This is a genomic window from Acidocella sp., assembly GCF_035535915.1.
Lineage (GTDB): Bacteria > Pseudomonadota > Alphaproteobacteria > Acetobacterales > Acetobacteraceae > Acidocella.
The window spans coordinates 35,647-60,520 of sequence record NZ_DATLPB010000017.1 but is presented as its reverse complement, the minus strand read 5'-3'; the positions used below and the strand labels follow the sequence as shown (position 1 = coordinate 60,520).

Sequence of the window (24,874 nt, the reverse complement as noted above, 5' to 3'; positions counted from 1 at the left end):
AAAAGCGGCGCAAAAATTTTTGTTTTATGCGGGGCCATGGGCTGTGTCAGCGACAACGCCCATGGCCCAGCGGAAATAAAGTTTTTTTGCTACTTTTTGTTCACAAAAAGTAGCCTTCCTTCCTTTAGCAAACAGCAGTGCAATAGATATTTTGATATCAAAATGATACTGCTAAGCCATGGTTATGCGTCACCCACGCCTCGCGCTGGCCTCGGTGCTGTGGCTCTGCGCCATATGCGCGGCGCGCGGGCAGTTGCTGGAGTCCGTGCTGCCGGACGGCATTCCTGGCTACGAAAATTCGTTCAGCGTCACCGCGCCGCACCCGGACCGGCAGCTTACATCCGTGCCGTGGCAATTCGGCGGTGTGTCGGTGGCGCCGTCGGTGGCGCTGGCGGGTGGTTACGATTCAGCACCGAACGGCGCGGCGGGTTCATCTGTGTACAATGTGGCGCCGCAAATCCTGGTGACCGATCCGCTTCTGGGCCTGGGCGTCTTCGCCTCCGGCGCATTTGCACGCTATCCGCAGGACCAGGCGCAGAATCTCTCCAGCTCGGCCCTGGCATTGGGCGAGCGCGTCGCGCTGCCGCGTGAAACCATCACGCTCAGCGGCGGCATTCTCAACGCGCAGGAGAGCGGGTTCGACATCGGCACGCTCGGAATCGTCACGCCGGTTCCCTTCACCGCAACCGATCTGCGCGCCAGCGATTCCATCGTGCTGGGGCAGTTCAGCCTGACGCCGGAAATATCCGTCACGTCTTTCCGGTTCCCTGATGACGCCGCACAGAACCGGCGCGACGACCGCGAACGCGCGACCCTCTCTTATCTGCCGGGCAGCCCGTTAAGCCTGGTGGTGCGCGTGCAGGCGGCGCAATCGCTCTACCGCGACCAGGCGCTCAACGCCGACACCAACGCGCTGCTCGTCGGTCTGGTCGACACCGCCGACGGTTTGTGGACATTCAGCGCGCTGGCCGGCTTCGCGCAGCGCCGACCGCGCCAGGGGGACAAATTGCTGGCGCCGGTGCTGGAGGCCGGGCTCGATTGGCTGCCGGACAGGCTCGACCATGTGCGACTCACCGTGGCGCGGGAAATCGACGACCCGGACGCGATCAGCGCCGTGCCTTACACGCTCACCCAGGCCAGGTTTTCGCTTCGCCGCAGCGCTACGCGAGAGACGATTGTGCAGATTTCCGCTGAGGCCGACCATGCCGCCTATTTGCTCACGCCGGATGAGGAGACGATTTATCGCGCGGGAGCAAGCCTGTCCTGGCAGCTCAATACCGTGCTGGCGCTGAACGCGGCCTACGCCTTCAACGACCGCCAAGCCAATTTCCTGCCCGCCGCAAATGAGCATGTGGTGACGATCGGGGCGACATGGACACCGTGAGGGCCGCCACCATCCGGCTGCTCGACGTCGAATTCGACGATCGCCGCCTTGAGGAGATTGTCGAGACGCTCCTGGCGCGGCCGCAACAGGCGCGCTTTGCCTATGTGGTGACGCCGAATGCCGACCATATAGAGCGGTTGTCGCGCATGCCGCCGCTCCAAGCCGCTTATCGCGGCGCGATGTTCTGCCTGCTGGATTCACAGCTGATCGGGCTTTGCGCGGACCGGCTGGGGCTACGCCGGCCGCAGGTCGTCACCGGCGCCGATCTCACCGCCTCCTTGCTTTCCCGGCTGGATGGAAGGCGCGTCGCCGTGCTGGGCATGACGGCGCACCATGTCGGGGCGTTGCAGGCGCGCTACCCGTGCGTCCGGTTTCTGCACCATCAGCCGCCGATGGGGTTATTGCACGATCTGCCGGCCTTCCGCCGGGCGCGCGATTTCATCCGCATGCAGCAGGCGGATTTCATATTTTTCGCCGTCGGCTCGCCGGTACAGGAATTGCTGGCCTATGCCATCGCCACGCGGCTGGACGCCACCGGCACCGGGCTGTGCATCGGCGGCGCGCTCGAATATTGCGCCGGAACCAGGCAGCGCGCGCCGCGATGGATGCGGCGGCGCGGGCTTGAATGGTTTTACCGGCTGCTCCAGGAGCCGCACCGCCTGGCTCGGCGCTACCTCATCACCGATCCGAAAGTGCTGCTGTTTCTGGCGCTGGAGGCCTATCGGCGAAAAGCGCGTTGATCGCGGCCGGGTCCACATCTTCCAGCCGCGCCGGCTGCCAGTGCGGCGCGCGGTCCTTGTCCACCAGGACGGCGCGCACGCCTTCGAAAAATTCCGGCAGGCTGGTAACCTGCACCGCCAATGCCAGTTCCGCCGCCAGCGCCTCCGGCAGGCTGCGATGCGCCCCGGCGCGGAGGATGGCAAAACTCCAATGCACGGCGCTGGGAGAATGCAGGCGTAAAATGGCCAGCGTCTCCTGCGCGAAGGCGCCGCCATCCGCCGCCAGCCGCGCCATGATGTCCGCGACCGATGGCGCGCTGAACGCCAAGTCGATCACCGGGCGCGCCGCCGCCAGGGAAAAAGCGGGCAGGGGCTCGGCGAAAGCGGCAACCACCGCCACGCCATCGCGCACGAGTGCCGCCTCCAGCGCCGGCAATGACTCGCGTCGCACGAAATGCGTGGCAAGGCCTGCATGCACGGCATCCGCGCCGACCATTCGCGCGCCGGTCAGCCCCATATAGAAGCCCAGCGCGCCGGGCAGGCGAGGGAGCAGGTAGCTCGTGCCGACATCGGGGAACAAAGCGATTGCCGTTTCCGGCATGGCGAACATCGCCCGTTCGGTGGCGATGCGGTGGCTGCCATGCACCGAAATGCCGATACCGCCGCCCATGCAGACGCCGTCGACCAGTGCCACGAACGGTTTCGGGCAGGCGGCAATCGCCTGATTCAGCTTATATTCCGCGGCGAAAAATATCCTCGCCGCGCTGCGGTCGTCCGCCAGCGCCGCGGCACGGATGCCGCGCACGTCACCGCCCGCGCAAAACCCGCGCTCCGGCGCGTCGATCAGCAGAAAATGCACGTCCGGGTCGACGGAAAACAGATTCAACGCTTCATGGATGGACTGGATCATGCCCAAATTCAGCGCATTCAAAGCCTGCGGTCGCTGCAACCGAATGCGTCCCGCCCGCCCTTCGCGCCAGACTTGAACTTCTTGATCCATATTTGATCTCCCTTATGTTGGGACCATACGTAACCGAAGCGGCACTCGGAGCAAGGGCGTGAATGGTCGAATTTTTTGCTGAAAAACGCCGAGGCAGTGAGGACTCACTGTGGGCGGTGGTGGCGATCATCGACCGGGTCATCCGCATCGCAGAAATCTATCCCAGCCGCGCCGCCGCCCTGGCCGATCAGGCCTGGCGCGAGGCGGAGGTGCGGGCCTATGCCGGGTTCCTCGAACGCACCGACCAGCCTTATCCCCGTTATGCCATTCGCCCGATCCGCCGCTCCGACCTGCCGCGCCGCTGGAAGCCGCTGCCGGCGTTGGGGTTCTTGAACGGGCGGTTGTCTTAGGGAAGGGAAGGAAGCGCTACTTTTTGTGAACAAAAAGTAGCAAAAAAACTTTGTTATGCTGGGCCATGGGCGTTGTCGCTGACACAGCCCATGCCCCAGCATAATAAAAGTTTTTGCGACGCTTTTTTCAAAAAGCGCCTGCTTTCTTAAATAAAAAAAGCCGGAGCGTCGCCGCTCCGGCTTTCTGATTGAGGTCTTACCCGCTTATTCGGCGGCGACCGGCACGGCCGCGGCGGACGCCACTTTGGACGTGTCGGGCTTGTAGGTCACATACAGCGCCAGACCGGTGAAGATCATGCCGCCGATGATGTTGCCGATGGTGACCGGGATCTCGTTCCAAATCAGCCACTGGCCGACGGTGATCGGCGCGCCCAGCATCATGGCGGCCGGAATGTCGAACATGTTCGCGACGCTATGCTCAAAGCCCAGCGCCACGAAGGCGGTGATCGGCAGCCAGCAGGCGACGATCTTGCCGATGGTGGAGCGGGACACGAGCGCCAGCACGGACGCCAGAGCCACCAGCCAGTTGCAGAGCACGCCCTTCAGCAGAGCGCTCCCCCAGCCCGCGGTGCCGGCATGCATATAGGGCACCACTTTGGCGATGCCGATCGCGACCACCTTGGCGCCGACCGGGTCCGGGGCGACGGTGAAGAACTTGGTGTTGGCCGCGGCATAGATGATGGCGTAGAGCAGCGAACCGATCAGGTTGCCGATATAGACGAACACCCAGTTGCGCAGAACCTGACCGCTGGTGGCGCGGCCGCCGAAGGCGGCGAAGGGCAGCATGACGCAGCAGCCGGTGAAGAGTTCAAGATTCAGCAAGGCGATCATGACGAAGCCGAACGAGAACGTGACGGCGCCCATCAGCGCGTCGCCGGTGGCCACCGTGGCCGCATTGGCGAGGGTGGCGGCCATGCCCAGCAGGGCGCCGGCAAAAGCACCGCGGATCAGCATATCGGAGACGCTAAGGCGAGCCTTCTTTGCGCCGCTCTCGAGCATGCTGCCCGTCAGTTCGAGGGGGGAAACGTAATCCAAGGTCATCTCCAACATATCTGACGTTAATAATGCGGGCACTCTCGACATGCTCAAGAGACGCCCTTGATAGATCGTTAGATGATGTTGATGACCAGTGCTAGTACATGACAGCGTGGCTGCCCTGCAGCTACGTAAAATTTTGTAATTTTTTCAACATGTTATAAGCTTTTCGATATGGGGTGGTAGAAAGTTCCTATCGTTACGCGGCTTTCGCCGCGACGATGGCCTTCCAAAGCCGTTCCGGGGTCGCCGGCATGTCCACCGAAATCACCCCGTCCCGCTTCAGCGCGTCGATGATGGCATTGACCACCGCCGGCGGGCTGCCGACCGCGCCGGCCTCGCCCGCGCCCTTCACGCCGAGCGGATTGGAAACGCAGGGGATTTCGATGAATTCGACCCGGATGTCCGGCATGTCATCGGCGCGCGGCAAAGCATAGTCCGTCAGGCTGCCGGAGAGGAGCTGGCCGCTCTCGGCATCGTAGACCACCCGTTCATAAATCGCCTGGCCCACGCCCTGGACCACGCCGCCATGCACCTGGCCGCGCACGATCATCGGATTCACCACTTTGCCGACATCGTCCATCACAAGATAACGCGCGACGCGGGCGACACCCGTTTCCGGGTCCACCTCCACTTCGGCGATGTGGCAACCATTCGGAAACGTGTGCGCGTTGATCGCCGCCACCTCGGCGGCATTCAGCGCGCCCGGGTTTTGCGCCGCCAGGGTCAGAATATCCACGCCCCGGTCGGTGCCGGCGATGCTGAACCTGCCGTCGGCGAACACGATGTCGGCTTCCGCCGCCTCCAGATAGGCGCCGGCCTGCTGCCGCCCTTTTTCGATGACCGACATGCCCGCCACCCGCAGTGCCTGGCCTTCAGAGTAAAGGCTGCGCGCCCCGCCGGTGCCGCCGCCGGTCGGGATCGTGTCGGTATCGCCCTGGTGAATGCGGATTTTTTCACCGTCCACGCCGAGCTGGGCGGCGGTGAGCTGCACATAGGCGGTCTCATGCCCCTGGCCCGAAGATTGCGTGCCGACATAGACATCGACATAGCCATCCGCCGAAAAGCGGATTTCCGCGCGTTCGGAGTCCGAGCCACCGGTCGCTTCGAGATAATAGGCCAGGCCGATGCCGCGCCTTTTGCCCGCCTGCACGGCCTCCTGCTGCCGGGCCGGAAAGCCCCGCCAGTCGGCCGCGTCGAGGGCAGCGTCGAGCACCTTGGTGAAATCGCCGGAATCGTATTTCTGGCCCATCGCCGATACGTGCGGCATGGCGGATGCGGGCACCATGTTGCGCCGGCGTAAGCCCGCGCGGTCCAGCCCGAGTTCGTTCGCCGCCGCATCGATCAGCCGCTCGACGAGATAATTGCTCTCCGGCCGCCCCGCGCCGCGATAGGCGTCCACCGGCACCGTATGGGTGAAGACGCCCAGAACGTTCACGTAGATCGACTGGAAATCATACACGCTGCCGAGCACTTTCGAGCCGGCGAGGGTGGGGATGAAGGGCGCATAATTGGAAAGATAGGCGCCCATGCCGGCCAGCGTGCGGATGCGCATGCCGAGGAATTTATGTTCGGCATCCAGCGCCAGCTCGGCGTCGGAAATCTGGTCGCGCCCCTGCGTATCGGAGAGGAACGCCTCGCCGCGCTCGGAGGTCCAGCGCACCGTCGCCCCAAGTTTGCGCGCCGCGTAGCAGACCAGCACATGCTCGGCGTAAAGGAACAGCTTCATCCCGAAACCGCCGCCGACATCCGGCGTGACGATGCGGAATTTCTCCACCGGTTCCTTGAATACCTGCTCCGCCAGCATTTCTTTGAGGCTCCATCCGCCCTGGCTGGTGGTGGTGAGCGTCCAGCGCCCATCTTCTAAGGCGGCGAAGGCGGTCCGCGGCTCCATCGAGTTCACGATGATGCGGTTGTTCACCACGGTAAGCTTGGTGACATGCGCCGCCTTGGCGAACAGCGCATCGGTCTTGTCCTTGTCGCCGGTGTGCCAGTCGAAGACGATGTTGTTCGGAGCCTCGGGCCAGACCAAAGGCGCGCCCGGCGCGATGGCGGCCTGCATGTCGGTCACTGCCGGCATTGCGTCGTAATCCACCAGCACCGCCTCGGCGGCGTCCCGCGCCGCCGAGGCGGTGCTGGCAACGATGAAGGCGACCGGATCGCCGACATGGCGGACAAACCCCGTTGCCAGGGCCGGATGCGGCGCCTCCGCTCTGGCGCTGCCGTCGCGGTTCTTCAGCGGTATCACACAGGGCACGCCGCCGATCTTATCGGCCTCAAGATCGGCGCCGGTGTACACCGCCTTCACGCCCGGCATCTGCCGCGCCGCCTCGGTGTCGATGGAAAGGATTTTCGCCGCCGCATAGGGGCTGCGCAGCACGAAACCGAACAGCGCATCCACCGGCGCGATATCGTCGGTATAGCGGCCATGCCCCAGGAGCAGGCGCGGGTCTTCGACACGGCGCACCGGCTGCGCGACACCGAATTTTGTCATCTCAGGCGTTCCTTATGCTGGACTTGTCATGAGGCGAAGGCAGGGGCGAAGGCCAGCCCAGGCAGGGGGAACGTTACCGCCCGCACCCGAACTTCACGAGGCCTGACATCATTAAAGGAGACCCATGCCATGCGGTCAATACGGGTTTATCGGCCGGCGTCCGCTTGGTGATGCCCGCTTAATGCCTTGCCTTGGCGACATGCATCTGCATCTAATAGCAGAGAACCATTTGGCGCCGGCCCCTGGGAGCGCCGCATAGTGAAAGTAGCAGATGATGGATGGCGGCGCCGAATCGCGGCGGATCACGATTCACAAGCCGGAGGATTTCGCGCCGATGCGCGCCGCCGGGCGGTTGGCCGCGGAGACTCTGGACATGATCGGCCCGCATGTGGTGCCGGGCGTGACCACCGAACGGCTGAACACGCTTTGCCATGATTTCATCGTCGCGCATGGCGCGGTCCCGGCGCCGCTGAACTACCGCGGCTACCCGAAATCCATCTGCACCTCGATCAACCATGTCGTCTGCCACGGCATTCCCGGCGAGAAGAAGCTCCAGGACGGTGACATCCTCAATATCGATGTCACCGTGATCCTCGACGGCTGGTATGGCGACACCAGCCGCATGTATGTGGCCGGCCAGCTCAGCACCCGCTCGAAGCGCCTGCTGGACGTCACGTATGAGTCGATGATGCGCGGCATCGCAGAAGTGAAGCCAGGCAACACGTTCGGCGATGTCGGTTACGTCATCCAGAGCTATGTCGAGGCACAGCGTTTTTCGGTGGTGCGGGATTTCTGTGGCCACGGCATCGGCCGGCGCTTCCACGAACCGCCGAACGTGCTGCATTTCGGCAAGCGCGGCGAAGGGGCGGTGTTCAAGCCGGGCATGTTCTTCACCATCGAGCCGATGGTGAATGTCGGGCGGCCGGACGTGAAGGTTCTCGACGATGGCTGGACAGCGGTGACACGCGACCGTTCGCTCTCCGCGCAGTTCGAGCACATGGTCGGCGTCACGGAGACCGGCTGCGAGATTTTCACGCTGTCGCCCGCCGGCTATACCGCGCCGCCTTACGCTTAAGAGGAGTAAGCGCTACTTTATTGTGAACAAAAAGTAGCAAAAAAACTTTGTTATGCTGGGCCTCAGGCTGCGTCAGCGCCAACGCCAATGGCCCAGCATAGTAAAAGTTTTTGCGCCGCTTTTTTCAAAAAGCGGCTGCTTCCTTGCCTTGCACTTTGCCCCCGGCTAGCGTCCGCGCCCATGCCTATTCAAATCCGCCCCGCCCGGGACGCCGATCTCGGTGCGATCCGGGACCTCGTTCGCCAGCTCGGCTACGAGCCCTCCGCCGCTTCCCTTGCCACGAGCTTCAGGCGCCTGATGACGGAACCGGATCACCGTATCCTCGTCGCGTCTGATGGTGACGTGCTGCTCGGGGTGATTACCCTGCACTGGGCGCCGCTTTTGCAATATGAGACGCAAGCCGCGCGCATCATGACATTGGTCGTTGACGAGGCGGCGCGCGGCAAGGGCGTGGGCAAGATGCTGGTCGATCACGCCGCCGCCATCGCCGCCGAGATGGGCTGCGGAATCCTCGAACTGACGAGCGGGCTGCAGCGGAAGGAGGCTCATGCCTTCTATCACGCGATCGGTTTCGAGACCGCGTCGCTCCGCCTCGCCCGCACGCTGTAGTTAGCTCGGGCCCGTCGGGTCTCAGGGCTCGTCGCAGGGATCGATCCAGCCGACATGCCCGTCGGAGCGGCGGTAGACCACGTTGAGCTGGCCGGTCTTGTAATTGCGGAACATCAGGACCGGCAGATAGGCCAGATCCATGCGCATCACGGCGTCGCGCACCGAGAGAATTTCGATCACGGCCGTCGCTTCCGCGATGATGGTCGGATGCAGTTCCTCGGTATCAGCCGGGAGTTCGGGCTCGGCGAGGGCGGTCTCGGAGGCCAGCACGTATTGGCGGCCAGCCTGCGGCTTGATGCGGTTGTTAAGATCGCGCGCATGCGCGGAGACCCGCCGGCGATAGCGGCGCAGGCGGGTGGCGATATGCTCCGCGGCGTCATCGAAGGCGGCATGCGCGTCGGCGGCCTCACCTTCGCCGCGCACGGTAATGTTGCGGCCGGCATGGAGATTGATATCGCAGGTGAAAAAGCTGCGCGCCTTGCCGAAGGTGACATGCGCTTCCAGGGCATGGTCGAAATATTTGGCGGTGATGATCTCGAGATGCTTCGCCACGTGGACGCGCAAGGCGTCGGAGAGTTCAACTTGCTTGCCAGAGACCGTTAATTGCATTGGCCTTCTCCCGAACTTTTGGGCTCTTGGTTCGGGCGCTCGTGAAAGCGCGCCTCAGGCGGGCATTTTTTCCCGCTTGCGTTGCGCTGAGCCCGGTATCCGCAACGCGTCCCTGTATTTGGCCACGGTCCGTCGCGCGATGTCTATGCCCTCTTTTTGTAATATAGCGGCGATGGCATCGTCGGATAAAATCTGCCTGGGGCTTTCACCGGCGATCAGGCTCTGCACCCGGTGGCGCACCGTTTCGGCGCTGTGCGTCTCGCCATTGGCGCCGGCCAGGGCCGTGGTGAAAAAGAATTTCAGCTCGAAAATGCCGCGCGGCGTGGCGATCGACTTGTTCGAGGTGACGCGGCTGACCGTGCTCTCATGCAACTCAACCTCGACGGCAATGTCGCGCAAGGTGAGGGGGCGCAAATGCGAGATGCCGTGGCGGAAGAATCCGTCCTGACGGCGCACGATTTCGCCGGAGACGCGCAGGATCGTCTGGGCGCGGGATTCCAGGGCTTTCACCAGCCAGGTCGCGCCTTGCAACTGTTCGGACAGGAAGGTTTTGGTCTCGCGCGACGCGCCGGCCCTGAGGCGGGCATGAAACCCACGGCGGATCAGCAAGCGCGGCATGGTTTCCGGGTTGATTTCCAGCAGCCAGTCGCCCGCCTCGGCGGATTTCACCGGCATCGGCCGCATCAGCACGTCGGGGATCAGCGGCCGCAGCGGTTCGTTCTCAAATTTCGCGCCGGGCTTCGGGTCCAGCCGGCGCAGTTCGGCGATCATGTCGGCCAGATCGGCGGCATCCACGCCGCAGAGATCCATCAGCCCGCGCATGTCGCGCCTGGCCAGGCGGTCGAGATTGTCCAGCAGCGCCTGCATCGCGGGATCCAGCCGGTTATGTTCGGCGAGCTGCACGGCCAGGCACTCCGCGAGGTCGCAGGCGAAAATACCGGTCGGGTCGAAACACAGCATTTTGCGCCGTACGACCTCCAGCCGCTCCAGCTCCACGCCCAGCGTCAGGGCCAGCACTTCCGGCGGCTCGGCGAGGCGGCCGGCGGGGTCGAGGGCGGCGATCAGCGCCGCGGCGATGGCAAGGTCGCTCGGGCTGGTGAAGGCGAGGCGGGCCTGCTGTTCCAGATGTTCGCGCAGGTTTGGTTTGCTGTCGCCGATCGCCTCGATCCCGTTCCAGTCTTCATCCTCGCCGGCGCCGGCCGAGGCGCCGTGGCTCGCATAGCCGTCGGAGCCGGTGCCGGCGTCATAGGTGTTGGAAACGTCGATATCGAGCGGCGCGCTGGCCGCATCCGGCATCAACCCCGACCCGGCGAAACTGGCGGCATCGATCGCTTCCGGCGGCGGGGCGGGCAAAACGGGTTCAACCGCCGGCACAGCCTCCACCGCTTCGGCGCGTTCGAGCAACGGGTTTTTCAGCAGCTCATCCTCGATGAACTGGCCGACTTCCAGGTTGGAACATTGCAGCAAATGGATTGCCTGACGCAGCTGCGGCGTCATCACCAGGGACTGTGAATGCCGCAGATCGAGACGAGGAGCAAAAGCCATGCTTCTAGGTTAGATCATACCTGCGCGTTGTCCACCGGTTTTTGGTCCGAAAACTGCATGGCAGAACAAAAGCCCGATAAAACGGCCGGCCCGTAACCGAAAAGTTACAGGCTGAATTTCTCGCCGAGATAGACGCGGCGCACGTCCTCATGCGCCACCACCGCCTCCGGCGCACCCTCCATCAACACCTGGCCGTCGTAGAGAATATAAGCCCGGTCGATGATCTCCAGCGTTTCCCGCACATTATGGTCGGTGATCAGCACGCCGAGGCCGCGATGCTTCAAATGCGACACGAGATCGCGGATCTCCCCCACGGCGATCGGGTCGATGCCGGCCAGCGGCTCGTCGAGCAGAATGTAATTGGGCGCGGTCGCCAGTGCGCGGGCGATTTCCACGCGCCGCCGTTCACCGCCGGACAAAGCCAGGGCCGGCGTGCGGCGCAGATGGCTGATGCTGAATTCCGCCAGCAAAGCGGTGAGCATGGCCTCGCGCTTATCACGATCAGGCTCGACCACATCCAAAGCGGCCATGATGTTCTGCTCGACATTGAGGCCGCGGAATACGCTCGCCTCCTGCGGCAGGTAGCCGATGCCTAAGCGCGCGCGGCGATACATCGGCAGGGCGGAAATCTCCGCGCCGTCGAGGACGATGTTGCCGCTATCCGGGGCGATCAACCCCACGATCATGTAAAACGTGGTGGTCTTGCCCGCGCCGTTCGGGCCGAGCAGCCCGACCGCTTCGCCGCGTTTCACCGAGAGCGAGACGTTGCGGACCACGGGGCGCTTTTTATACTGCTTGCCGAGCCCGGTCGCGTACAAGCCGCCTTGGCCTTCGATCACCCTCAAGCCGCTCATTTCGACGGCCTGGCCGTTGCCGCGCCGGGGGCTGGGGGAGCGGCGTTCGGCACGATGGTTCCCGCCACCTGACCGCCAGGGGCGGCGAGCAGCGTGGCGACGCCGGTTTTCATGTTCACGAGCGCGTCGTTCCCGGTCAGTTGATTGGGGCCGTGGATGACATGCACATCGCCGCCGAGCCGCGCCAGGCCGGTGGGCGGCAGATAGACCCCGCGATCGCCGGTCGCGGTGTCGGTGGTGGTGCGGACCACCACATGGCCGATCGCATCGACTTTTTGCAGCTGCCCCGCCTGGTCCAGCGGATCGGCGTTCTGGTCCGGGCGTGACGCCGGGCGCGGCGCGTTAGCCGCGGCGGGCGGCGCGAGATACCCGATCAGGGTGTCGGCGGCGATCGAGCGGCCGGTATCGGCCACGATCAGCGCGTCGCCGCGCGCCACCGCCATGCGTTTCTGCGCATAATATTCGAGCGCGTCCTTGGCGGTGATCACGTCATGCTGGGTCGTCAATTTCAAATGCTGGCCGGTCAGCACCAGGACCGCGTTGTCCAGGCTGTAGACCGCGTGATCGCCCCAGGCATTGTCGGTGGCGGTGTAGATGTGCACATCGCCGACCGCATCCAGCTCGTAGAGCTCATTACCGCCCTGATCCAGCGGATCGCCGTTATTGGTGCCGCCGGCGGTGCTGCTCGACGGCGTTGGCGCTGGAACCGGCTTGGCGCCGGGCGGCGCGGCCTTCTTGCGGTAATGCGCGATCAGCTCGTCGGCGGTGACGGTGACATTGCCGCGCACCGCCTTGGCATTGCCGGTGGCGGTCACGGTCTGCGCCTGCTGGTTCCACTGGATGCTTTGGCTGGCGTTGATCTGGATCGGCAGCGGCGGACCGCTTTGCTGGCTGCCGCTGAGATCGAGCGTCTGCGCCTGTGCCGGGCGCAGCAGCAGGGTGGCCAGAGCGAGGCCCCCGAAAAATGCAGCGGCCTGTTTCACTTGATCTGCGTCAGGACCAGCGTGGCCGGACCGTTGAAAGTGATCTCGGTGCCGCGATTGGCCAGGACGAACCCGTGATCGGCGTGCAGCGTGCCGAACGGCCCTTGCACGTCGGTCGGCTCGGTGCCATGCGCACTGCCGGTCTGCATGTTGATGGAAGCCTTGGTTGTGGTGACGGTGGTGCCGTCATTGCGATACAGCGTGACGTTGCCGTCCAGATTCAAGGTTTGGGATTTCTGGTTGAACAATCCGGTATTCGACCGCAGCTCCAGCCAAGAGCCGGATTTCAGGGTGATGTCGCCGACCGGCTGGGTGAGGGCGACGTTGTTGGCCCCTTGCTCGACGGCATTGCCGGCGGTGACGGTGAAGGGCTGCCCCTGCTGGTCCACCCCATGATAGCGCGCGCCCTGCATGCGCGATGCGTTGTCCGTCTGGGCGTTGCTGATGTGGTAGGTCACGCGGTCCTTGCCCCGTCCGGAATGCCAGGACGGGGCAAGCCCGAGCGCTACCAGCAGCGCCACGGCCGCCAGCGGGAGCAGTTTCTTGCCCCACGTCACCAACGCGCTGCGCCGGGCGATGGCCGCCAGGGTCGCCCGGTTGCGCCGGCGCAACCCGTCCAGCATATGGTCGCGGACGGCCGGGTTCATGCCAGCCCCGCGCGCAGCAGATCGTGGATATGCAGGATGCCCTGGATCATGCGCCTGTCGTCCACCACAAATAAGGCGGTAACAGGGCGGACATTGGTGTTCATTTCGCGCAAAGCCTCTTCGGCGAGCGCGTCGGGGCCGATGGTTTTGGGCGTCCGGTTCATAATGTCGGCCACCCGGCGGCCGAGCAGATCCGGCCCCATGGCGCGGCGCAAATCCCCATCGGTGACGATGCCGAGCAGATGTCCGGACTCATCGGCCACGCCGAGCGCGCCGAAGCGTTTCGCGGTCATGGTGATCAGCGCCTGATCCATGGTGATGGTGGGCGGCACCAGCGGCAATTCGTCGCCGCGATGCATCAGGTCGCGCACGCGCTTCAGCCGCGCGCCGAGCTTGCCGCCGGGATGAATGTCGCGGAAATCGCGCGCCGAAAATCCCCGCCGCGCCAGCAGCACCACGGCCAGCGCATCGCCCAGGGCCATCTGCATGGTGGTGCTGGTGGTCGGCGCCAGGCCGATCGGCCCGGCCTCCGGGGCCGGAGGCAGGATCAGCGGCATGGTGGCGGCGGTGGCGAGCGTGCTTTCCGCGACCGAGGTGATGCCGATCAACGGCAGGCCGATGCGGCTGGCATGCGCGACGATGGCGGCAAGTTCCATGGCCTCACCGGAATTGGACAGTGCGATCACCGCATCGCCGGCGATGATCATGCCCAGATCGCCGTGCGCGGCCTCGGCCGGGTGAACGAACAGAGCGGGCGTGCCGGTGGAGGCAAGGGTGGCGGCGATCTTGCGCGCCACATGGCCGGACTTGCCCATGCCGGTGACGACCACGCGGCCGGTCACGGCGAACAGCAGATCGACCGCGGCACAAAATTCCACGCCAAGTCCGGCGCCGAGCGCAGCCAGAGCCGCCGCTTCGGTCGCCAGAACATCACGGGCAATGGTCAAATCGAGTGCGCCTGCAGTCCCGTCCGTTCCGGCAGGCTTCAGCATGTTATCGCCGGTACTCATGACAGGGGTATGAACAGCGCCGCCGTTCCGGTCAACTGAGGGCTTGGCAACCCAGTGTAACCTGTGGCTTCGGGGGCACGCTTTCCGGCGTCAGTGCGCGAAGAGATCCGGCTCCGCATAGCCGAGCAGATCGAGCCGCGCCCGAGTCGGCAGGAAGGCATAGGCCGCCAAGGCAAGATCCAGCCGGTTCTCGCGCGCCAGCAAGGCTTCCAGCCGCGCCCAGATGGCGTGGAGATACAGCACGTCCGACGCGGCATAGGTCATCTGTTCCGGCGTCAGCTCCGGCGCGCCCCAATCGCTGGTCTGCTGCTGCTTGGAAATCTCGATTCCCGCCAGGTCGCGGCACAGCTCTTTCAGGCCATGGCGGTCAGTATAGGTGCGCACCAGTTTCGAGGCGATTTTCGTGCAGATCACCGGGCTCGTGACCACGCCCAGCCCGTTCAGCAAGGCGGCAACGTCGAAGCGCGCGAAATGGAACAGCTTGGTCACCGCCGGGTCGGCCAGCAGCGCTTTGAGATTGGGGCAGTCCGCGCCTTTGCCGCCCAGCGCCGGCGGGATGATCTGCACCAGATGCGCGGTGCCGTCGCCGGCCGAGAGCTGCACCAGGCACAACCGGTCGCGGCGTGGGTCGAGGCCCATCGTTTCGGTATCGACGGCAACCATGGAACCGAAATCGAGGCCTGCCGGCAGATCGTGCTTATGCAACTGGATCGCGCTCATGCCGGCCTCGGATTATCTGCTAGGGTGAGAAGGCGCGCCGCGGCGCGCCGAGAGAGGATGGTGCCCAGGAGAAGACTCGAACTTCCATGACCTTGCGATCGCTAGCACCTGAAGCTAGTGCGTCTACCAATTTCGCCACCTGGGCAGGTGTCTTTTCACTCATCCCGTCGCCCGATCTGCACCCCGCCGGAGCGGGCCGCGTCGTCATCGGGCGGCGTGGGGCGGGGCTTTACGCCTCTGAATTCGCGCCGTCAACTGTGGCTGAGATGCTTTTGGTCGTGCTCTTATAAAATTTTTCCGCCATCCTACAAATCTCTGAACAGGGGGCGAAAAATGTCGGGCGAGCGCAAGGTTGCGACAGTGTTCGGCGGGGCGGGGTTTATCGGGCGCTATATCGTGCAGCATCTCGCGGCCCGGGATTATGTGGTGCGCGTCGCGGTGCGCAACGTGCCGGGTGCGTCATTTTTGCAGACCATGGGACGGACCGGGCAGATCGTTCCGCTTTACGCGCCGCTCGGCGCGGAAGGGCAGATGGCGCGCGCCGTCGAGGGCGCGGCGCTGGTGGTGAACGCCACCGGACTATTGGCTGAAAGCCGCAAAGGGGATTTCGACCGAGTGCATGTCGATGGGGCAGGGCAGGTCGCCCGGCTCGCCGCCGGCGCCGGAGCCCGGCATCTCGTGCATCTCTCCGCCATCGGCGCCGACGCGGCGAGCCCGAGCTTGTATGGGCGCAGCAAGGCGGCCGGCGAAGCTTCGGTACGAGCCGCCTTTGCGCCGGCCGCGATTCTGCGCCCCTCCATCGTGTTCGGCGCCGAGGACAGTTTTTTCAACCGTTTCGCGGCGATGACATTGATCCTCCCGGTGCTGCCCATCGTCGGAGGGGCGACGAAATTCCAGCCGGTCTATGTCGGTGATGTCGCGCGTGCGGCGCTGGCGGCCGCAACGCCCCACGCGGCCGGACAAACTTTCGAGCTTGGCGGGCCTGACGTCAGGACGTTCCGACAACTCATTGACTATATGTTAAAAATTCTCGGGCGAAAGCGGATTGTGATCGATCTGCCGCCGCGCCTGGCGCAGTTTCAGGCGCAGATTCTGCAACATCTGCCCGGCAAATTGCTGACCACCGACCAGATCCGCATGCTCGAGCGCGACAACATCGTCTCACCCTGGGCGCCGGGACTCGCCGAGCTCGGCATCGTCCCGACGCCGATGGACCTGATCGTGCCCACCTATTTGAGCGCAAAATAGGTTATATTTTCTGTCCTAATAAAGAAGGCGGAAAATCCATCCTTGACCGCTCCGCACAAAAACCCCAAAAACTATGACAGCAATATTGTCTTAGTTGCCGTTTTTTGCTGGCCAAGCCGTCTAAACTGAGTTAAGAGCCCCCGACAACCCTGCGGGCAATTTTGTTGCGCAGCGAATGACTCTGTTCGACGAGGTGGGACATTATGGCTCAGCGCATGCTGCAATTCACGCATCTGCCCCAACAGACCCCGCAAAAACGCGACGCGGCGGAGCGCCGCGCCGATTTCGGCGAGATCTATGCCGGCTTCGACAAGCCGCATGCCGCGGCGCAGGCCAGCCGTTGCAGCCAGTGCGGCATTCCGTTCTGTTCCGTGCATTGCCCGCTCTCGAACAACATTCCCGATTGGCTGAAGCTGACAGCCGAGGGGCGGCTTGAGGAAGCTTATGAGCTCTCCGCCGCAACCAACACATTTCCCGAGATTTGCGGTCGTATCTGCCCGCAGGACCGGCTCTGCGAAGGCAATTGCGTCATCGAGAAGGGGTTCGAGAGCGTCACCATCGGCGCGGTGGAACGCTATATCACCGACACCGCGTTCGAGAATGGCTGGGTGAAGCCGGTCCGCGCGCAGGCCGAGCGGCCGCAGAGCGTCGGCATCATCGGCTCCGGCCCGGCCGGCCTCGCCGCCGCCGAGGCGCTGCGCCGCCATGGCTATAAAGTGACCGTCTATGACCGCCACGACCGGGTCGGCGGGCTGATGATCTACGGCATTCCCGGCTTCAAGCTCGAGAAAGAGATCGTCCTGCGTCGCTGGAAATGGCTCGAGGAAGGCGGGGTCGATTTCGTGCTGAACGCCGATATCGGCGGCGCGATCAGCTTCGCCTCCCTGCGCGAGAAGCATGACGCCGTGCTGGTCGCGACCGGCGTGTACAAGGCGCGCGAAATCGCCGGGCCCGGCGCCGGCCTGCCCGGCATCGTCCCGGCGCTGGATTACCTCGTCACCTCGAACCGCAAGGGGCTTGGGGACGCGGTGCCTGAATTCGATTCCGGCCGGCTCAACGCCGCGGGCAAGAACGTGGTGGTGATCGGCGGCGGAGACACGGCGATGGATTGCGTGCGCACCGCGGTCCGCCAGGGCGCGAAATCGGTGACCTGCCTGTACCGGCGCGACCGCCAGAACATGCCGGGCTCGCTCCGTGAGGTGAAGAACGCCGAGGATGAGGGCGTGGTGTTCACCTGGCTCGCCGCGCCCGAGGCATTTCTCGGCGACGAGACCGTCACCGGCGTGCGCGCGACGCGCATGCATCTCGGCCTGCCGGACGCTTCCGGCCGCCAATCGGTGGAGCCCATCGCCGGCAGTTCCTTCACGATCGCGGCCGATCTCGTCATCAAGGCTCTGGGCTTCGACCCGGAAGACATGCCGGGCGCCTTCAACCAGCCGGAACTCAAGCTCACCGGCTGGGGCACGCTGAAAGTGCATCCGAAAACCTTCATGACCAGCCTGCCCGGCGTGTTCGCCGCCGGCGACATCGTGCGGGGCGCGTCCCTCGTCGTCTGGGCAATCCGCGACGGGCGCGATGCCGCCACCGCCGTTCATGATTTCATTCAGGCGCAGAACCTGGCCCAGGCCGCGGAGTAATTCTCATGACCCACGAAACCGCTTCCGAATTCCTCGCCTCCTGGGCGCACAACACGGAACTCCTGAAGGACACTTACAATGCGGCGCAGGAGCATGATGCCTGCGGCGTCGGCCTGGTGGCAGCGCTCGACGGCAAGCAGCGCCGCGACGTGGTGCAGGCCGGCATCGATGCGCTGAAGGCGGTCTGGCATCGCGGCGCGGTGGATGCCGACGGCAAGACCGGCGACGGTGCGGGCATCCATATCGAAATTCCCCGCGATTTCTTCGCTGCCGAAGTGCGCCGCGGCGGCGACCGCCTGCGCGAAGGCCCGATCGCGGTCGGCATGGTGTTCCTGCCCAAGACCGATCTCTCCGCGCAGGAACGCTGCCGGCAGATCGTCGAGGCGGAGATCCTGAGCTTCGGCTATCGCATCTATGGCTGGCGCCAGGTGCCGATTCATTTCGAGTGCATCGGCGAGAAAGCCAACGCCACGCGCCCCGAGATCGAACAGATCATGATCTGGAGCCCGCGTGACCTGCCTGAGGACGTGTTCGAGCGCGAACTCTACATCATCCGCCGCAAGATCGAGAAGGCGGCGATCGCCGCGCAGATTCCGGAGCTTTATCTGTGCTCGCTGTCCTGCCGCTCGATCATCTATAAGGGCATGTTCCTGGCGGCGAATCTCGCGGATTTCTATCCCGACCTCAAGGATGAGCGGTTCGTCTCGCGCTTTGCGATTTACCACCAGCGCTATTCCACCAACACGTTTCCCACCTGGCGGCTGGCGCAGCCCTTCCGCATGCTGGCGCATAACGGCGAGATCAACACCGTTGCCGGCAACATTAACTGGATGCAGAGCCACGAAACGCGGCTCGCCGCCGAGGGACTCGACGATTTCCTCGATTACGTGAAGCCGGTGGTGCAGGCCGGCGGTTCCGACACGGCGTCGCTGGACAATGTGTTCGAGCTGCTGGTGCGCGCCGGGCGCGACGCGCCGATGGCCAAGACGCTGATGATCCCGCCCTCGATCGGCAGCGACGCGACCATGCCGAAGGCGCATCGCGATCTGTTCCTGTACTGCAACGCGGTGATGGAGCCGTGGGACGGGCCGGCGGCAATCGCCGCCACCGATGGCCGCTTCGTCATTGCCGGGCTCGACCGCAACGGGTTGCGCCCGCTGCGCTACTCGGTCACCACGCAGGGCCTGCTGATCGTCGGCTCCGAAGCCGGCATGGTGAAGTTCGACGAGGACACCATCGTCGAGAAGGGGCATGTGGGGCCGGGCCAGACCATCGGCGTCGATCTCGACGCGGCCAAATTCTATCACGACCAGGATATGAAAGACATGCTGGCGGCGCGCCAGGAGTTCGGCGCCTGGGTGAAGCGCATCGCGGTGATCGACCATATCGTGAAGACCGACGCGCCGGAGCCGGTGTTGTACGACGCCGAGGCGCTGCGCCGCCGCCAGCGCGCGGTCGGCTACACGATGGAAGAGCTGGAATTGCTGCTGCATCCGATGGTCGAGGATGCCAACGAGGCGGTCGGCTCGATGGGCGACGACACGCCGCTCGCCGTGCTGTCGCAGAAATATCGCGGCCTGCACCATTTCTTCCGCCAGAGCTTCTCCCAGGTTACCAATCCCGCCATCGACAGCCTGCGCGAAGCCCGCGTGATGACGCTGAAGACGCGGCTCGGCAATCTCGGCAACGTGCTGGATGAAGATTCCGAGCAATGCGATCTGCTGCAGCTCGACAGCCCGGTTTTGTCCACCGCCGAGTTCGAGGCGATGCGCCGCACGATGGGCAAGAATGCCTGCGTCGTCGACTGCACCTTCAAGGTGGCGAACGGCGAGGGCGGCCTGCGCCGCGCGCTTGAGCGCATCCGTCGCGAGGCGGAGGAAGGCGTGCGCATCGGCTGCACCCATGTGATCCTGACCGACGAGGCGATGGGGCCTGAGCGCGCGCCGATCCCGATGATCCTCGCCACCGGGGCCGTGCACACGCATCTGGTGCGCCAGTCCCTGCGCACTTTCACCAGCCTGAACGTGCGCACCGCGGAATGCATGGATGTGCATTATTTCGCCGTGTTGGTCGGCGTGGGCGCCACCACCATCAATGCCTATCTCGCGCAGGAAAGCATCGCCGACCGCCATGCACGCGGCCTGTTCGGCAAACTGTCGCTGAAGGACTGCGTCGGCCGCTACAAGAAGGCGGTGGATAAGGGCCTGCTCAAGGTAATGAGCAAGCTCGGCATTTCCGTGCTCTCCTCGTATCGCGGCGGCTATAATTTCGAGGCGATCGGTCTGTCGCGCACCCTGGTGGGCGAGTTCTTCCCCGGCATGGCCTCGCGCATCTCCGGCATCGGCCTGCCCGGCATCGCGCAGAAGGTGCTGGAGCAGCACAGACTGGCCTGGGGCGGCAATGTGGTACCGCTGGACATCGGCGGCATGTACCGCATGCGCCGCGCCGGCGAGACGCACGCGTTCGACGATAACGCGATCCATCTGCTACAAAGCGCCGTCGCCTCCAACAGCTTCCAGATGTACAAGCGTTATGCGGAGATGGTGCGCAAGCAGCCGCCCGTGGCGCTGCGCGACCTGCTGGATTTCCGCAGCGCGAACCGCACGCCGATTTCGGTCGACGAGGTCGAGAGCATCACCGAAATCCGCAAGCGGCTGATCGCCCCCGGCATCTCGCTCGGCGCACTGAGCCCGGAGGCGCACGAGACGCTCTCGATCGCCATGAACCGCATCGGCGCCCGCTCCGATTCCGGTGAAGGCGGCGAGGACCCGGCACGTTCCGAGCCGCGCCCGAACGGCGACAATGCCGCTTCGGCGATCAAGCAGATCGCTTCCGGCCGATTCGGCGTGACGGCGGAATATCTCAACAACTGCAAAGAGATCGAGATCAAGGTCGCCCAGGGCGCGAAACCGGGCGAGGGCGGCCAGTTGCCGGGCTTCAAGGTGACCGCGCTGATCGCGAAGCTGCGCCATTCCACGCCGGGGGTCACGCTGATCTCCCCGCCGCCACATCACGACATCTACTCGATCGAGGACCTGGCGCAGCTGATCTACGACCTCAAGCAGATCAACCCGCGCGCCACGGTCTGCGTGAAACTGGTCTCGCGCTCCGGCATCGGCACCATCGCGGCCGGTGTGGCGAAGGCGAAGGCCGATGCGATCCTGATCTCCGGTCATGTCGGCGGCACCGGCGCCTCGCCGCAGAGCTCCGTGAAATATGCCGGCATGCCGTGGGAGCTGGGTCTCTCCGAGTCGCATCAGGTGCTGATGCTCAACCGGCTGCGCCATACCGTGAAGCTGCGCACCGATGGCGGCATCAAGACCGGCCGCGACGTGGTGATCGCCGCCATGCTGGGCGCCGAGGAATTCGGCATCGGCACCGCCTCGCTGGTGGCGATGGGGTGCATTATGGTCCGGCAATGCCACTCCAACACCTGCCCGGTGGGCGTGTGCACGCAGGATGAAGAACTGCGCAAGAAATTCGACGGCTCGCCGGAGAAGGTGATCAACCTATTCTCCTTCATCGCCGACGACGTGCGCGGCATTCTCGCCTCGCTCGGGTTCCGCTCGCTGGCTGAGGTGATCGGCCGCACCGACCTGCTGCACCAGGTCAGCCGCGGCGCGGATTATCTGGACGATCTCGATCTCAACCCGATCCTCGTTCAGGCCGATCCCGGTCCGTATGCGCGCTACTGCACGCTGGAAGGCCGCAATGAAGTGCCCGAGACGCTGGATGCGCAAATGATCGAGGATGCCGCACCGTTCTTCGCCAATGGCGAGAAGATGCAGTTGCAATATGCCATCCGCAACACGCATCGGGCGATCGGCACCAAATTCTCGTCGCAGATCGTCGCCAAGTACCGCAAGGCGAAGCTGCAGCCGAACCATGTGACGGTGCGGCTGCGCGGCTCCGCCGGCCAGTCGCTCGGCGCGTTCGCCGTGCAGGGGCTGAAGCTGGAAGTGTTCGGCGACGCCAACGACTATGTCGGCAAGGGGCTGTCCGGCGCCACCATCGTGGTGCGGCCGGTGCCGTCCTCGAAGCTGAAGAGCAACGAGAACACGATCATCGGCAACACCGTCCTCTACGGCGCGACCTCCGGCGCGCTGTTCGCGGCCGGTCGGGCCGGCGAGCGCTTCGCCGTGCGTAATTCCGGCGCGGTCACGGTGGTCGAGGGCATCGGTTCCAATGGCTGCGAATACATGACCGGCGGCACGGTGGTGGTGCTGGGCGAAGTCGGCGACAATTTCGGCGCCGGCTTCACCGGCGGCGTCGCGTTCGTTTACGATCCGGAGCGGAAATTCGAGCTGCGGGTAAATCCGGATACGGTGCTGTGGCAACGTGTCGCCACCCCGTATTGGGAAGAGACGCTGAAAACCCTGGTCCAACGGCACGCGACCGAGACAGAAAGCCGCTATGCCGCCACCATGCTGAATGACTGGGAGCGCGCGCTGCCGCATTTCTGGCAGATCGTGCCGAAGGAATATGTTAACTATCTGGCAGCGCCGCTGAGCGAGGACAAAGCGGAAATCCGCGCCTGAGTGAAATAAGGAAGGCGAGGCTACTTTTTGTGAACAAAAAGTAGCAAAAAAACTTTGTTACGCTGGGCCGTGCTGGTTTCACCGCCACCGGCCTAGTTTCAGAGAAGTTTTTGCGCCGCTTTTTTCAAAAAGCGGCCGCTTTCTTCCTCTTCATGCAAAAGAGCGGTCTCACTTTCAGTGAAACCGCTCTTTTGGCATAAGGCGCCTATGCGAATCCTGTACCATCTGCCGCTCTCGCCCTATGCGCGCAAAGTTCGTCTGGTTCTGGCGGAAAAGCGCCTGCCCTTCGAACTGCGCGTGGAGAAAGTCTGGGAGCGGCGCCCGGAATATCTGGAAATGAATCCGGCTTGCACGGTGCCGACTCTGGTCGACACCAACGGCCTGGTCATTCCGGACTCGAATGCAATCTGCGAATATCTCGACGAGGCCTATCCCGACACGGCGCTGCTCGGCCGCACCATCGCCGAACGGGTGGAGACGCGCCGGCTGGTTGCCTGGTTCGACCAGAAATTCGCCGCCGAGGTGGCGCATAATCTGCTCTGGGAAAAGACCATGAAGCAGATGTTCGGGCTGGGTGCGCCGGATGGCGGCGCGCTGCGGGCGGGTTATACCAACCTCAAGCAGCACATGCTGTATATCGACTGGCTGACCGAACATCGGCAATGGATCGCCGGGACGCAGCTCTCGCTCGCGGATTTCGCCGCCGCTGCGATGATCTCCTCGATCGATTTCATCGGCGACATCGACTGGTCGGTCGCGCCGGCAGCCAAGGACTGGTACGCGCGCATGAAATCCCGGCCATCTTTCCGCTCGGTCCTGTCCGACCGCGTGAACGGCATGGCCCCGCCGCCGCACTACGCCGATCTGGATTTTTAAGAAAGGAAGCAGCCGCTTTTTAAAAAAAGCGGCGCAAAAATTTCTTTCATGCTGGGCCTGAGGCTATGTCAGCGCCAACACCCATGACCCAGCACAATAAAAGTTTTTTGCTTCTTTTTTTCAAAAAAGAAGCGCTTCCTTGCCTTGTTGTGCCTGCCAGGGAGACCAGCCTTGCCTGACCTGTTGATTTTCGGTTGCGGCTATTCGGGAACCGCCGTCGCGCGGGCCGCGCGTGATGCCGGCTTCACCGTGACCGTGACCGCGCGTGAACCCGCCCTGAAAAGGCCGGGGCAGGGCATCCAGGTCATCCCCTTCGACGCTGCGGTAAGCGCCATCGCCAGGGCCACGCATCTGCTCGCCACCGCTGCGCCGGGGGAGGCGGGCGACCCGGTGCTGGCGCGTTATGAGGGCGCCATCCGCGCCGCCGGGAACCTGCGCTGGATCGGCTATTTCTCGACCACCGGCGTTTATGGCGATCAAGGCGGGGGCTGGGTCGATGAGGATTCGCCACCCGCCCCAGGTTCCGAGCGCACAAGCCGCCGCGTCCAGGCCGAGGCGGCCTGGCGGAATTTTCCCGTTGCCGTCGATATTATTCGCCTTGCGGGCATTTACGGGCCCGGCCGCTCGATGTTCGACGATCTGCGCGCGGGCGCGGCGCGGCGCGTGGTGAAGCCAGGCCATGTCTTCGGCCGCATCCACCGCGAAGACATCGCGCATGGCGTGCTGGTGGCGATGCAGCGCAACGCCCCGCCCGGCGTGCAGATTTTCAATTTCTGCGACGACGAGCCGGCTGCCAGTGCCTACGTGGTGGTGGAGGCGGCGAGGCTCCTCGGAGTCGCCCCGCCGGATCCGGTGCCTTACGCCGAGGCGGTGAAAACCATGTCGCCCATGGCGCTGAGTTTCTGGTCGGAGAATCGCAAGGTCGCCAGCGCCAAGACCAAGCAACGGCTAGGCCTGACCTGGCGTTATCCTACCTATCGGGAAGGCCTGCGGGCGATTCTGGAGGCCGAAGCGCAGCGTGACGCCCCCTGATCCTTGCGGCGCGTCCGCCGCCGTTCAGGGGCGCGAGAAAAAGACGTAGCGCGCAGAATAGGGCATTTTCACGGTCACGCCCTGATTGGCCGCCGTGCAGGCCTGGCTGGGCGTGCCGCCGCCCTCTGTATCGGTCCGCGTCACCGCTCGGACCCGGGCAAACATCCCTTGTCCGTGTTCGGAGATGATGCGCAGCACCAGCCAAGGCGCGTTGGCAGGGCCTTCGGGCGAAGCATTGGCGACAAGGACTTTGCCGGTGATTTCACTGCCGTCATTGGCCTGCCAGCTTGGCCCATAGAAATGCCGCGCGACGATCTTTCCACTGGAATCGTACATATGCGCATCGGGTCCCAGCAATTGCCAGGAAGGCGCAGCGCCATTCGCCTCGCAACGATACACCTGGGTGCCGCGGCCCGTATATTCCTGGGCCAAGGGCGGTGCTGCCGCTGCGGCCCCTGCCACAAAAACAAGCCCCAGGGCGAGAAATGATGTGTGTCGTTGCATAGTCT

The 24,874-nt window shown here is 64.2% G+C and carries 21 protein-coding genes and 1 tRNA gene; 10 read left to right on the top strand and 12 right to left on the bottom strand.

The annotated features are described in order from the left end of the window. The first annotated feature begins 178 nt into the window (after positions 1-178). Together VNC39_RS02225 and VNC39_RS02220 are read left to right on the top strand one after the other, a co-directional pair. Positions 179-1,384, top strand: a complete 1,206-nt coding sequence (locus VNC39_RS02225; RefSeq protein WP_325395729.1) for an outer membrane beta-barrel protein — start codon at positions 179-181, stop codon at positions 1,382-1,384. Further along, positions 1,372-2,124, top strand: coding sequence for a WecB/TagA/CpsF family glycosyltransferase (locus VNC39_RS02220; protein WP_325395727.1), 753 nt, complete (start codon positions 1,372-1,374; stop codon positions 2,122-2,124). Before VNC39_RS02225 ends, VNC39_RS02220 begins: the two co-directional genes overlap by 13 nt. Here the strand turns inward: VNC39_RS02220 and VNC39_RS02215 are convergent. Further along, positions 2,063-3,103: an enoyl-CoA hydratase/isomerase family protein gene (locus VNC39_RS02215; protein WP_325395725.1), complete on the bottom strand. Its 1,041-nt coding sequence runs from the start codon at positions 3,101-3,103 to the stop codon at positions 2,063-2,065. The genes VNC39_RS02220 and VNC39_RS02215 overlap by 62 nt on opposite strands. Positions 3,104-3,165: 62 nt before the next feature. On the opposite strand from VNC39_RS02215, the gene VNC39_RS02210 reads away from it, so the two are divergent. Further along, the gene (locus VNC39_RS02210; RefSeq protein ID WP_325395724.1) at positions 3,166-3,453 is read left to right on the top strand and encodes a hypothetical protein; all 288 of its coding nucleotides are present in this window, start codon (positions 3,166-3,168) and stop codon (positions 3,451-3,453) included. Between the two features lie 204 nt (positions 3,454-3,657). Here VNC39_RS02210 and VNC39_RS02205 read toward each other — a convergent pair whose 3' ends face one another. Next, the gene (locus VNC39_RS02205) at positions 3,658-4,488 is read right to left on the bottom strand and encodes a formate/nitrite transporter family protein (RefSeq protein ID WP_325395722.1); all 831 of its coding nucleotides are present in this window, start codon (positions 4,486-4,488) and stop codon (positions 3,658-3,660) included. 199 nt (positions 4,489-4,687) lie between these two features. Beyond that, complete coding sequence (locus VNC39_RS02200) at positions 4,688-6,982, bottom strand: xanthine dehydrogenase family protein molybdopterin-binding subunit (protein ID WP_325395721.1); 2,295 nt, start codon at positions 6,980-6,982, stop codon at positions 4,688-4,690. A gap of 274 nt (positions 6,983-7,256) precedes the next feature. On the opposite strand from VNC39_RS02200, the gene map reads away from it, so the two are divergent. Together map and VNC39_RS02190 are read left to right on the top strand one after the other, a co-directional pair. Then, positions 7,257-8,057, top strand: a complete 801-nt coding sequence (gene map / locus VNC39_RS02195; protein ID WP_325395732.1) for a type I methionyl aminopeptidase — start codon at positions 7,257-7,259, stop codon at positions 8,055-8,057. Between the two features lie 180 nt (positions 8,058-8,237). Continuing rightward, positions 8,238-8,666 carry a GNAT family N-acetyltransferase gene (locus VNC39_RS02190; RefSeq protein WP_325395719.1) on the top strand — a complete coding sequence of 143 codons (429 nt, stop codon included), beginning with the start codon at positions 8,238-8,240 and terminating at the stop codon, positions 8,664-8,666. A 21-nt stretch (positions 8,667-8,687) separates the two neighbouring features. On the opposite strand, the gene hpf is transcribed toward VNC39_RS02190, so the two are convergent. From hpf to VNC39_RS02150, 8 genes are all read right to left on the bottom strand, one after another. Continuing rightward, positions 8,688-9,275, bottom strand: coding sequence for a ribosome hibernation-promoting factor, HPF/YfiA family (hpf, locus tag VNC39_RS02185; protein ID WP_325395717.1), 588 nt, complete (start codon positions 9,273-9,275; stop codon positions 8,688-8,690). A 54-nt stretch (positions 9,276-9,329) separates the two neighbouring features. Continuing rightward, positions 9,330-10,820, bottom strand: coding sequence for an RNA polymerase factor sigma-54 (gene rpoN, locus VNC39_RS02180; protein ID WP_325395715.1), 1,491 nt, complete (start codon positions 10,818-10,820; stop codon positions 9,330-9,332). A gap of 104 nt (positions 10,821-10,924) precedes the next feature. After that, positions 10,925-11,674: an LPS export ABC transporter ATP-binding protein gene (gene lptB / locus VNC39_RS02175; RefSeq protein ID WP_325395713.1), complete on the bottom strand. Its 750-nt coding sequence runs from the start codon at positions 11,672-11,674 to the stop codon at positions 10,925-10,927. Beyond that, positions 11,671-12,657: an LptA/OstA family protein gene (locus VNC39_RS02170; protein WP_325395711.1), complete on the bottom strand. Its 987-nt coding sequence runs from the start codon at positions 12,655-12,657 to the stop codon at positions 11,671-11,673. The genes lptB and VNC39_RS02170 overlap by 4 nt, the downstream gene beginning before the upstream one ends. After that, a complete protein-coding gene (lptC, locus tag VNC39_RS02165) occupies positions 12,654-13,304 on the bottom strand; it encodes an LPS export ABC transporter periplasmic protein LptC (RefSeq protein WP_325395710.1) in 651 nt (216 codons plus the stop codon). Before lptC ends, VNC39_RS02170 begins: the two co-directional genes overlap by 4 nt. Then, positions 13,301-14,296: a KpsF/GutQ family sugar-phosphate isomerase gene (locus VNC39_RS02160; protein WP_325395709.1), complete on the bottom strand. Its 996-nt coding sequence runs from the start codon at positions 14,294-14,296 to the stop codon at positions 13,301-13,303. The genes lptC and VNC39_RS02160 overlap by 4 nt, the downstream gene beginning before the upstream one ends. A gap of 108 nt (positions 14,297-14,404) precedes the next feature. Continuing rightward, a complete protein-coding gene (locus VNC39_RS02155; RefSeq protein WP_325395707.1) occupies positions 14,405-15,034 on the bottom strand; it encodes a ribonuclease D in 630 nt (209 codons plus the stop codon). 58 nt (positions 15,035-15,092) lie between these two features. After that, positions 15,093-15,179 (bottom strand) — tRNA-Leu (locus tag VNC39_RS02150). A gap of 188 nt (positions 15,180-15,367) precedes the next feature. On the opposite strand from VNC39_RS02150, the gene VNC39_RS02145 reads away from it, so the two are divergent. The 5 genes from VNC39_RS02145 to VNC39_RS02125 all read left to right on the top strand — a co-directional run bounded on the left by VNC39_RS02145 (position 15,368) and on the right by VNC39_RS02125 (position 24,365). Further along, complete coding sequence (locus VNC39_RS02145; RefSeq protein WP_325395705.1) at positions 15,368-16,282, top strand: complex I NDUFA9 subunit family protein; 915 nt, start codon at positions 15,368-15,370, stop codon at positions 16,280-16,282. 203 nt (positions 16,283-16,485) lie between these two features. After that, complete coding sequence (locus VNC39_RS02140; protein WP_325395704.1) at positions 16,486-17,919, top strand: NAD(P)-dependent oxidoreductase; 1,434 nt, start codon at positions 16,486-16,488, stop codon at positions 17,917-17,919. 5 nt (positions 17,920-17,924) lie between these two features. Beyond that, positions 17,925-22,457 carry a glutamate synthase large subunit gene (gene gltB, locus VNC39_RS02135; RefSeq protein WP_325395702.1) on the top strand — a complete coding sequence of 1,511 codons (4,533 nt, stop codon included), beginning with the start codon at positions 17,925-17,927 and terminating at the stop codon, positions 22,455-22,457. A 207-nt stretch (positions 22,458-22,664) separates the two neighbouring features. Next, entirely contained in the window at positions 22,665-23,333 is a 669-nt protein-coding gene (locus tag VNC39_RS02130; protein ID WP_325395700.1) for a glutathione S-transferase family protein, read from the top strand. Between the two features lie 171 nt (positions 23,334-23,504). Beyond that, positions 23,505-24,365 (top strand): SDR family oxidoreductase, encoded by an 861-nt coding sequence (locus VNC39_RS02125; protein WP_325395698.1) that lies wholly within the window; start codon positions 23,505-23,507, stop codon positions 24,363-24,365. Positions 24,366-24,389: 24 nt separating this feature from the next. Here the strand turns inward: VNC39_RS02125 and VNC39_RS02120 are convergent, their stop codons facing one another. Beyond that, entirely contained in the window at positions 24,390-24,869 is a 480-nt protein-coding gene (locus VNC39_RS02120; RefSeq protein WP_325395696.1) for a DUF3455 domain-containing protein, read from the bottom strand. Positions 24,870-24,874 lie beyond the last annotated feature (5 nt).

Coding starts and splice junctions, on each gene's coding strand:
- rpoN (WP_325395715.1), bottom strand. CDS start 10,820: ATGGCTTTTGCTCCTCGTCTCGATCTGCGGCATTCACAGTCCCTGGTG.
- VNC39_RS02160 (WP_325395709.1), bottom strand. CDS start 14,296: ATGCTGAAGCCTGCCGGAACGGACGGGACTGCAGGCGCACTCGATTTG.
- lptC (WP_325395710.1), bottom strand. CDS start 13,304: ATGAACCCGGCCGTCCGCGACCATATGCTGGACGGGTTGCGCCGGCGC.
- VNC39_RS02130 (WP_325395700.1), top strand. CDS start 22,665: ATGCGAATCCTGTACCATCTGCCGCTCTCGCCCTATGCGCGCAAAGTT.
- VNC39_RS02210 (WP_325395724.1), top strand. CDS start 3,166: ATGGTCGAATTTTTTGCTGAAAAACGCCGAGGCAGTGAGGACTCACTG.
- VNC39_RS02145 (WP_325395705.1), top strand. CDS start 15,368: ATGTCGGGCGAGCGCAAGGTTGCGACAGTGTTCGGCGGGGCGGGGTTT.
- VNC39_RS02190 (WP_325395719.1), top strand. CDS start 8,238: ATGCCTATTCAAATCCGCCCCGCCCGGGACGCCGATCTCGGTGCGATC.
- VNC39_RS02200 (WP_325395721.1), bottom strand. CDS start 6,982: ATGACAAAATTCGGTGTCGCGCAGCCGGTGCGCCGTGTCGAAGACCCG.
- VNC39_RS02225 (WP_325395729.1), top strand. CDS start 179: ATGGTTATGCGTCACCCACGCCTCGCGCTGGCCTCGGTGCTGTGGCTC.
- VNC39_RS02120 (WP_325395696.1), bottom strand. CDS start 24,869: ATGCAACGACACACATCATTTCTCGCCCTGGGGCTTGTTTTTGTGGCA.
- VNC39_RS02215 (WP_325395725.1), bottom strand. CDS start 3,103: ATGGATCAAGAAGTTCAAGTCTGGCGCGAAGGGCGGGCGGGACGCATT.
- VNC39_RS02140 (WP_325395704.1), top strand. CDS start 16,486: ATGGCTCAGCGCATGCTGCAATTCACGCATCTGCCCCAACAGACCCCG.
- gltB (WP_325395702.1), top strand. CDS start 17,925: ATGACCCACGAAACCGCTTCCGAATTCCTCGCCTCCTGGGCGCACAAC.
- VNC39_RS02155 (WP_325395707.1), bottom strand. CDS start 15,034: ATGAGCGCGATCCAGTTGCATAAGCACGATCTGCCGGCAGGCCTCGAT.
- lptB (WP_325395713.1), bottom strand. CDS start 11,674: ATGAGCGGCTTGAGGGTGATCGAAGGCCAAGGCGGCTTGTACGCGACC.
- hpf (WP_325395717.1), bottom strand. CDS start 9,275: ATGCAATTAACGGTCTCTGGCAAGCAAGTTGAACTCTCCGACGCCTTG.
- map (WP_325395732.1), top strand. CDS start 7,257: ATGGATGGCGGCGCCGAATCGCGGCGGATCACGATTCACAAGCCGGAG.
- VNC39_RS02220 (WP_325395727.1), top strand. CDS start 1,372: ATGGACACCGTGAGGGCCGCCACCATCCGGCTGCTCGACGTCGAATTC.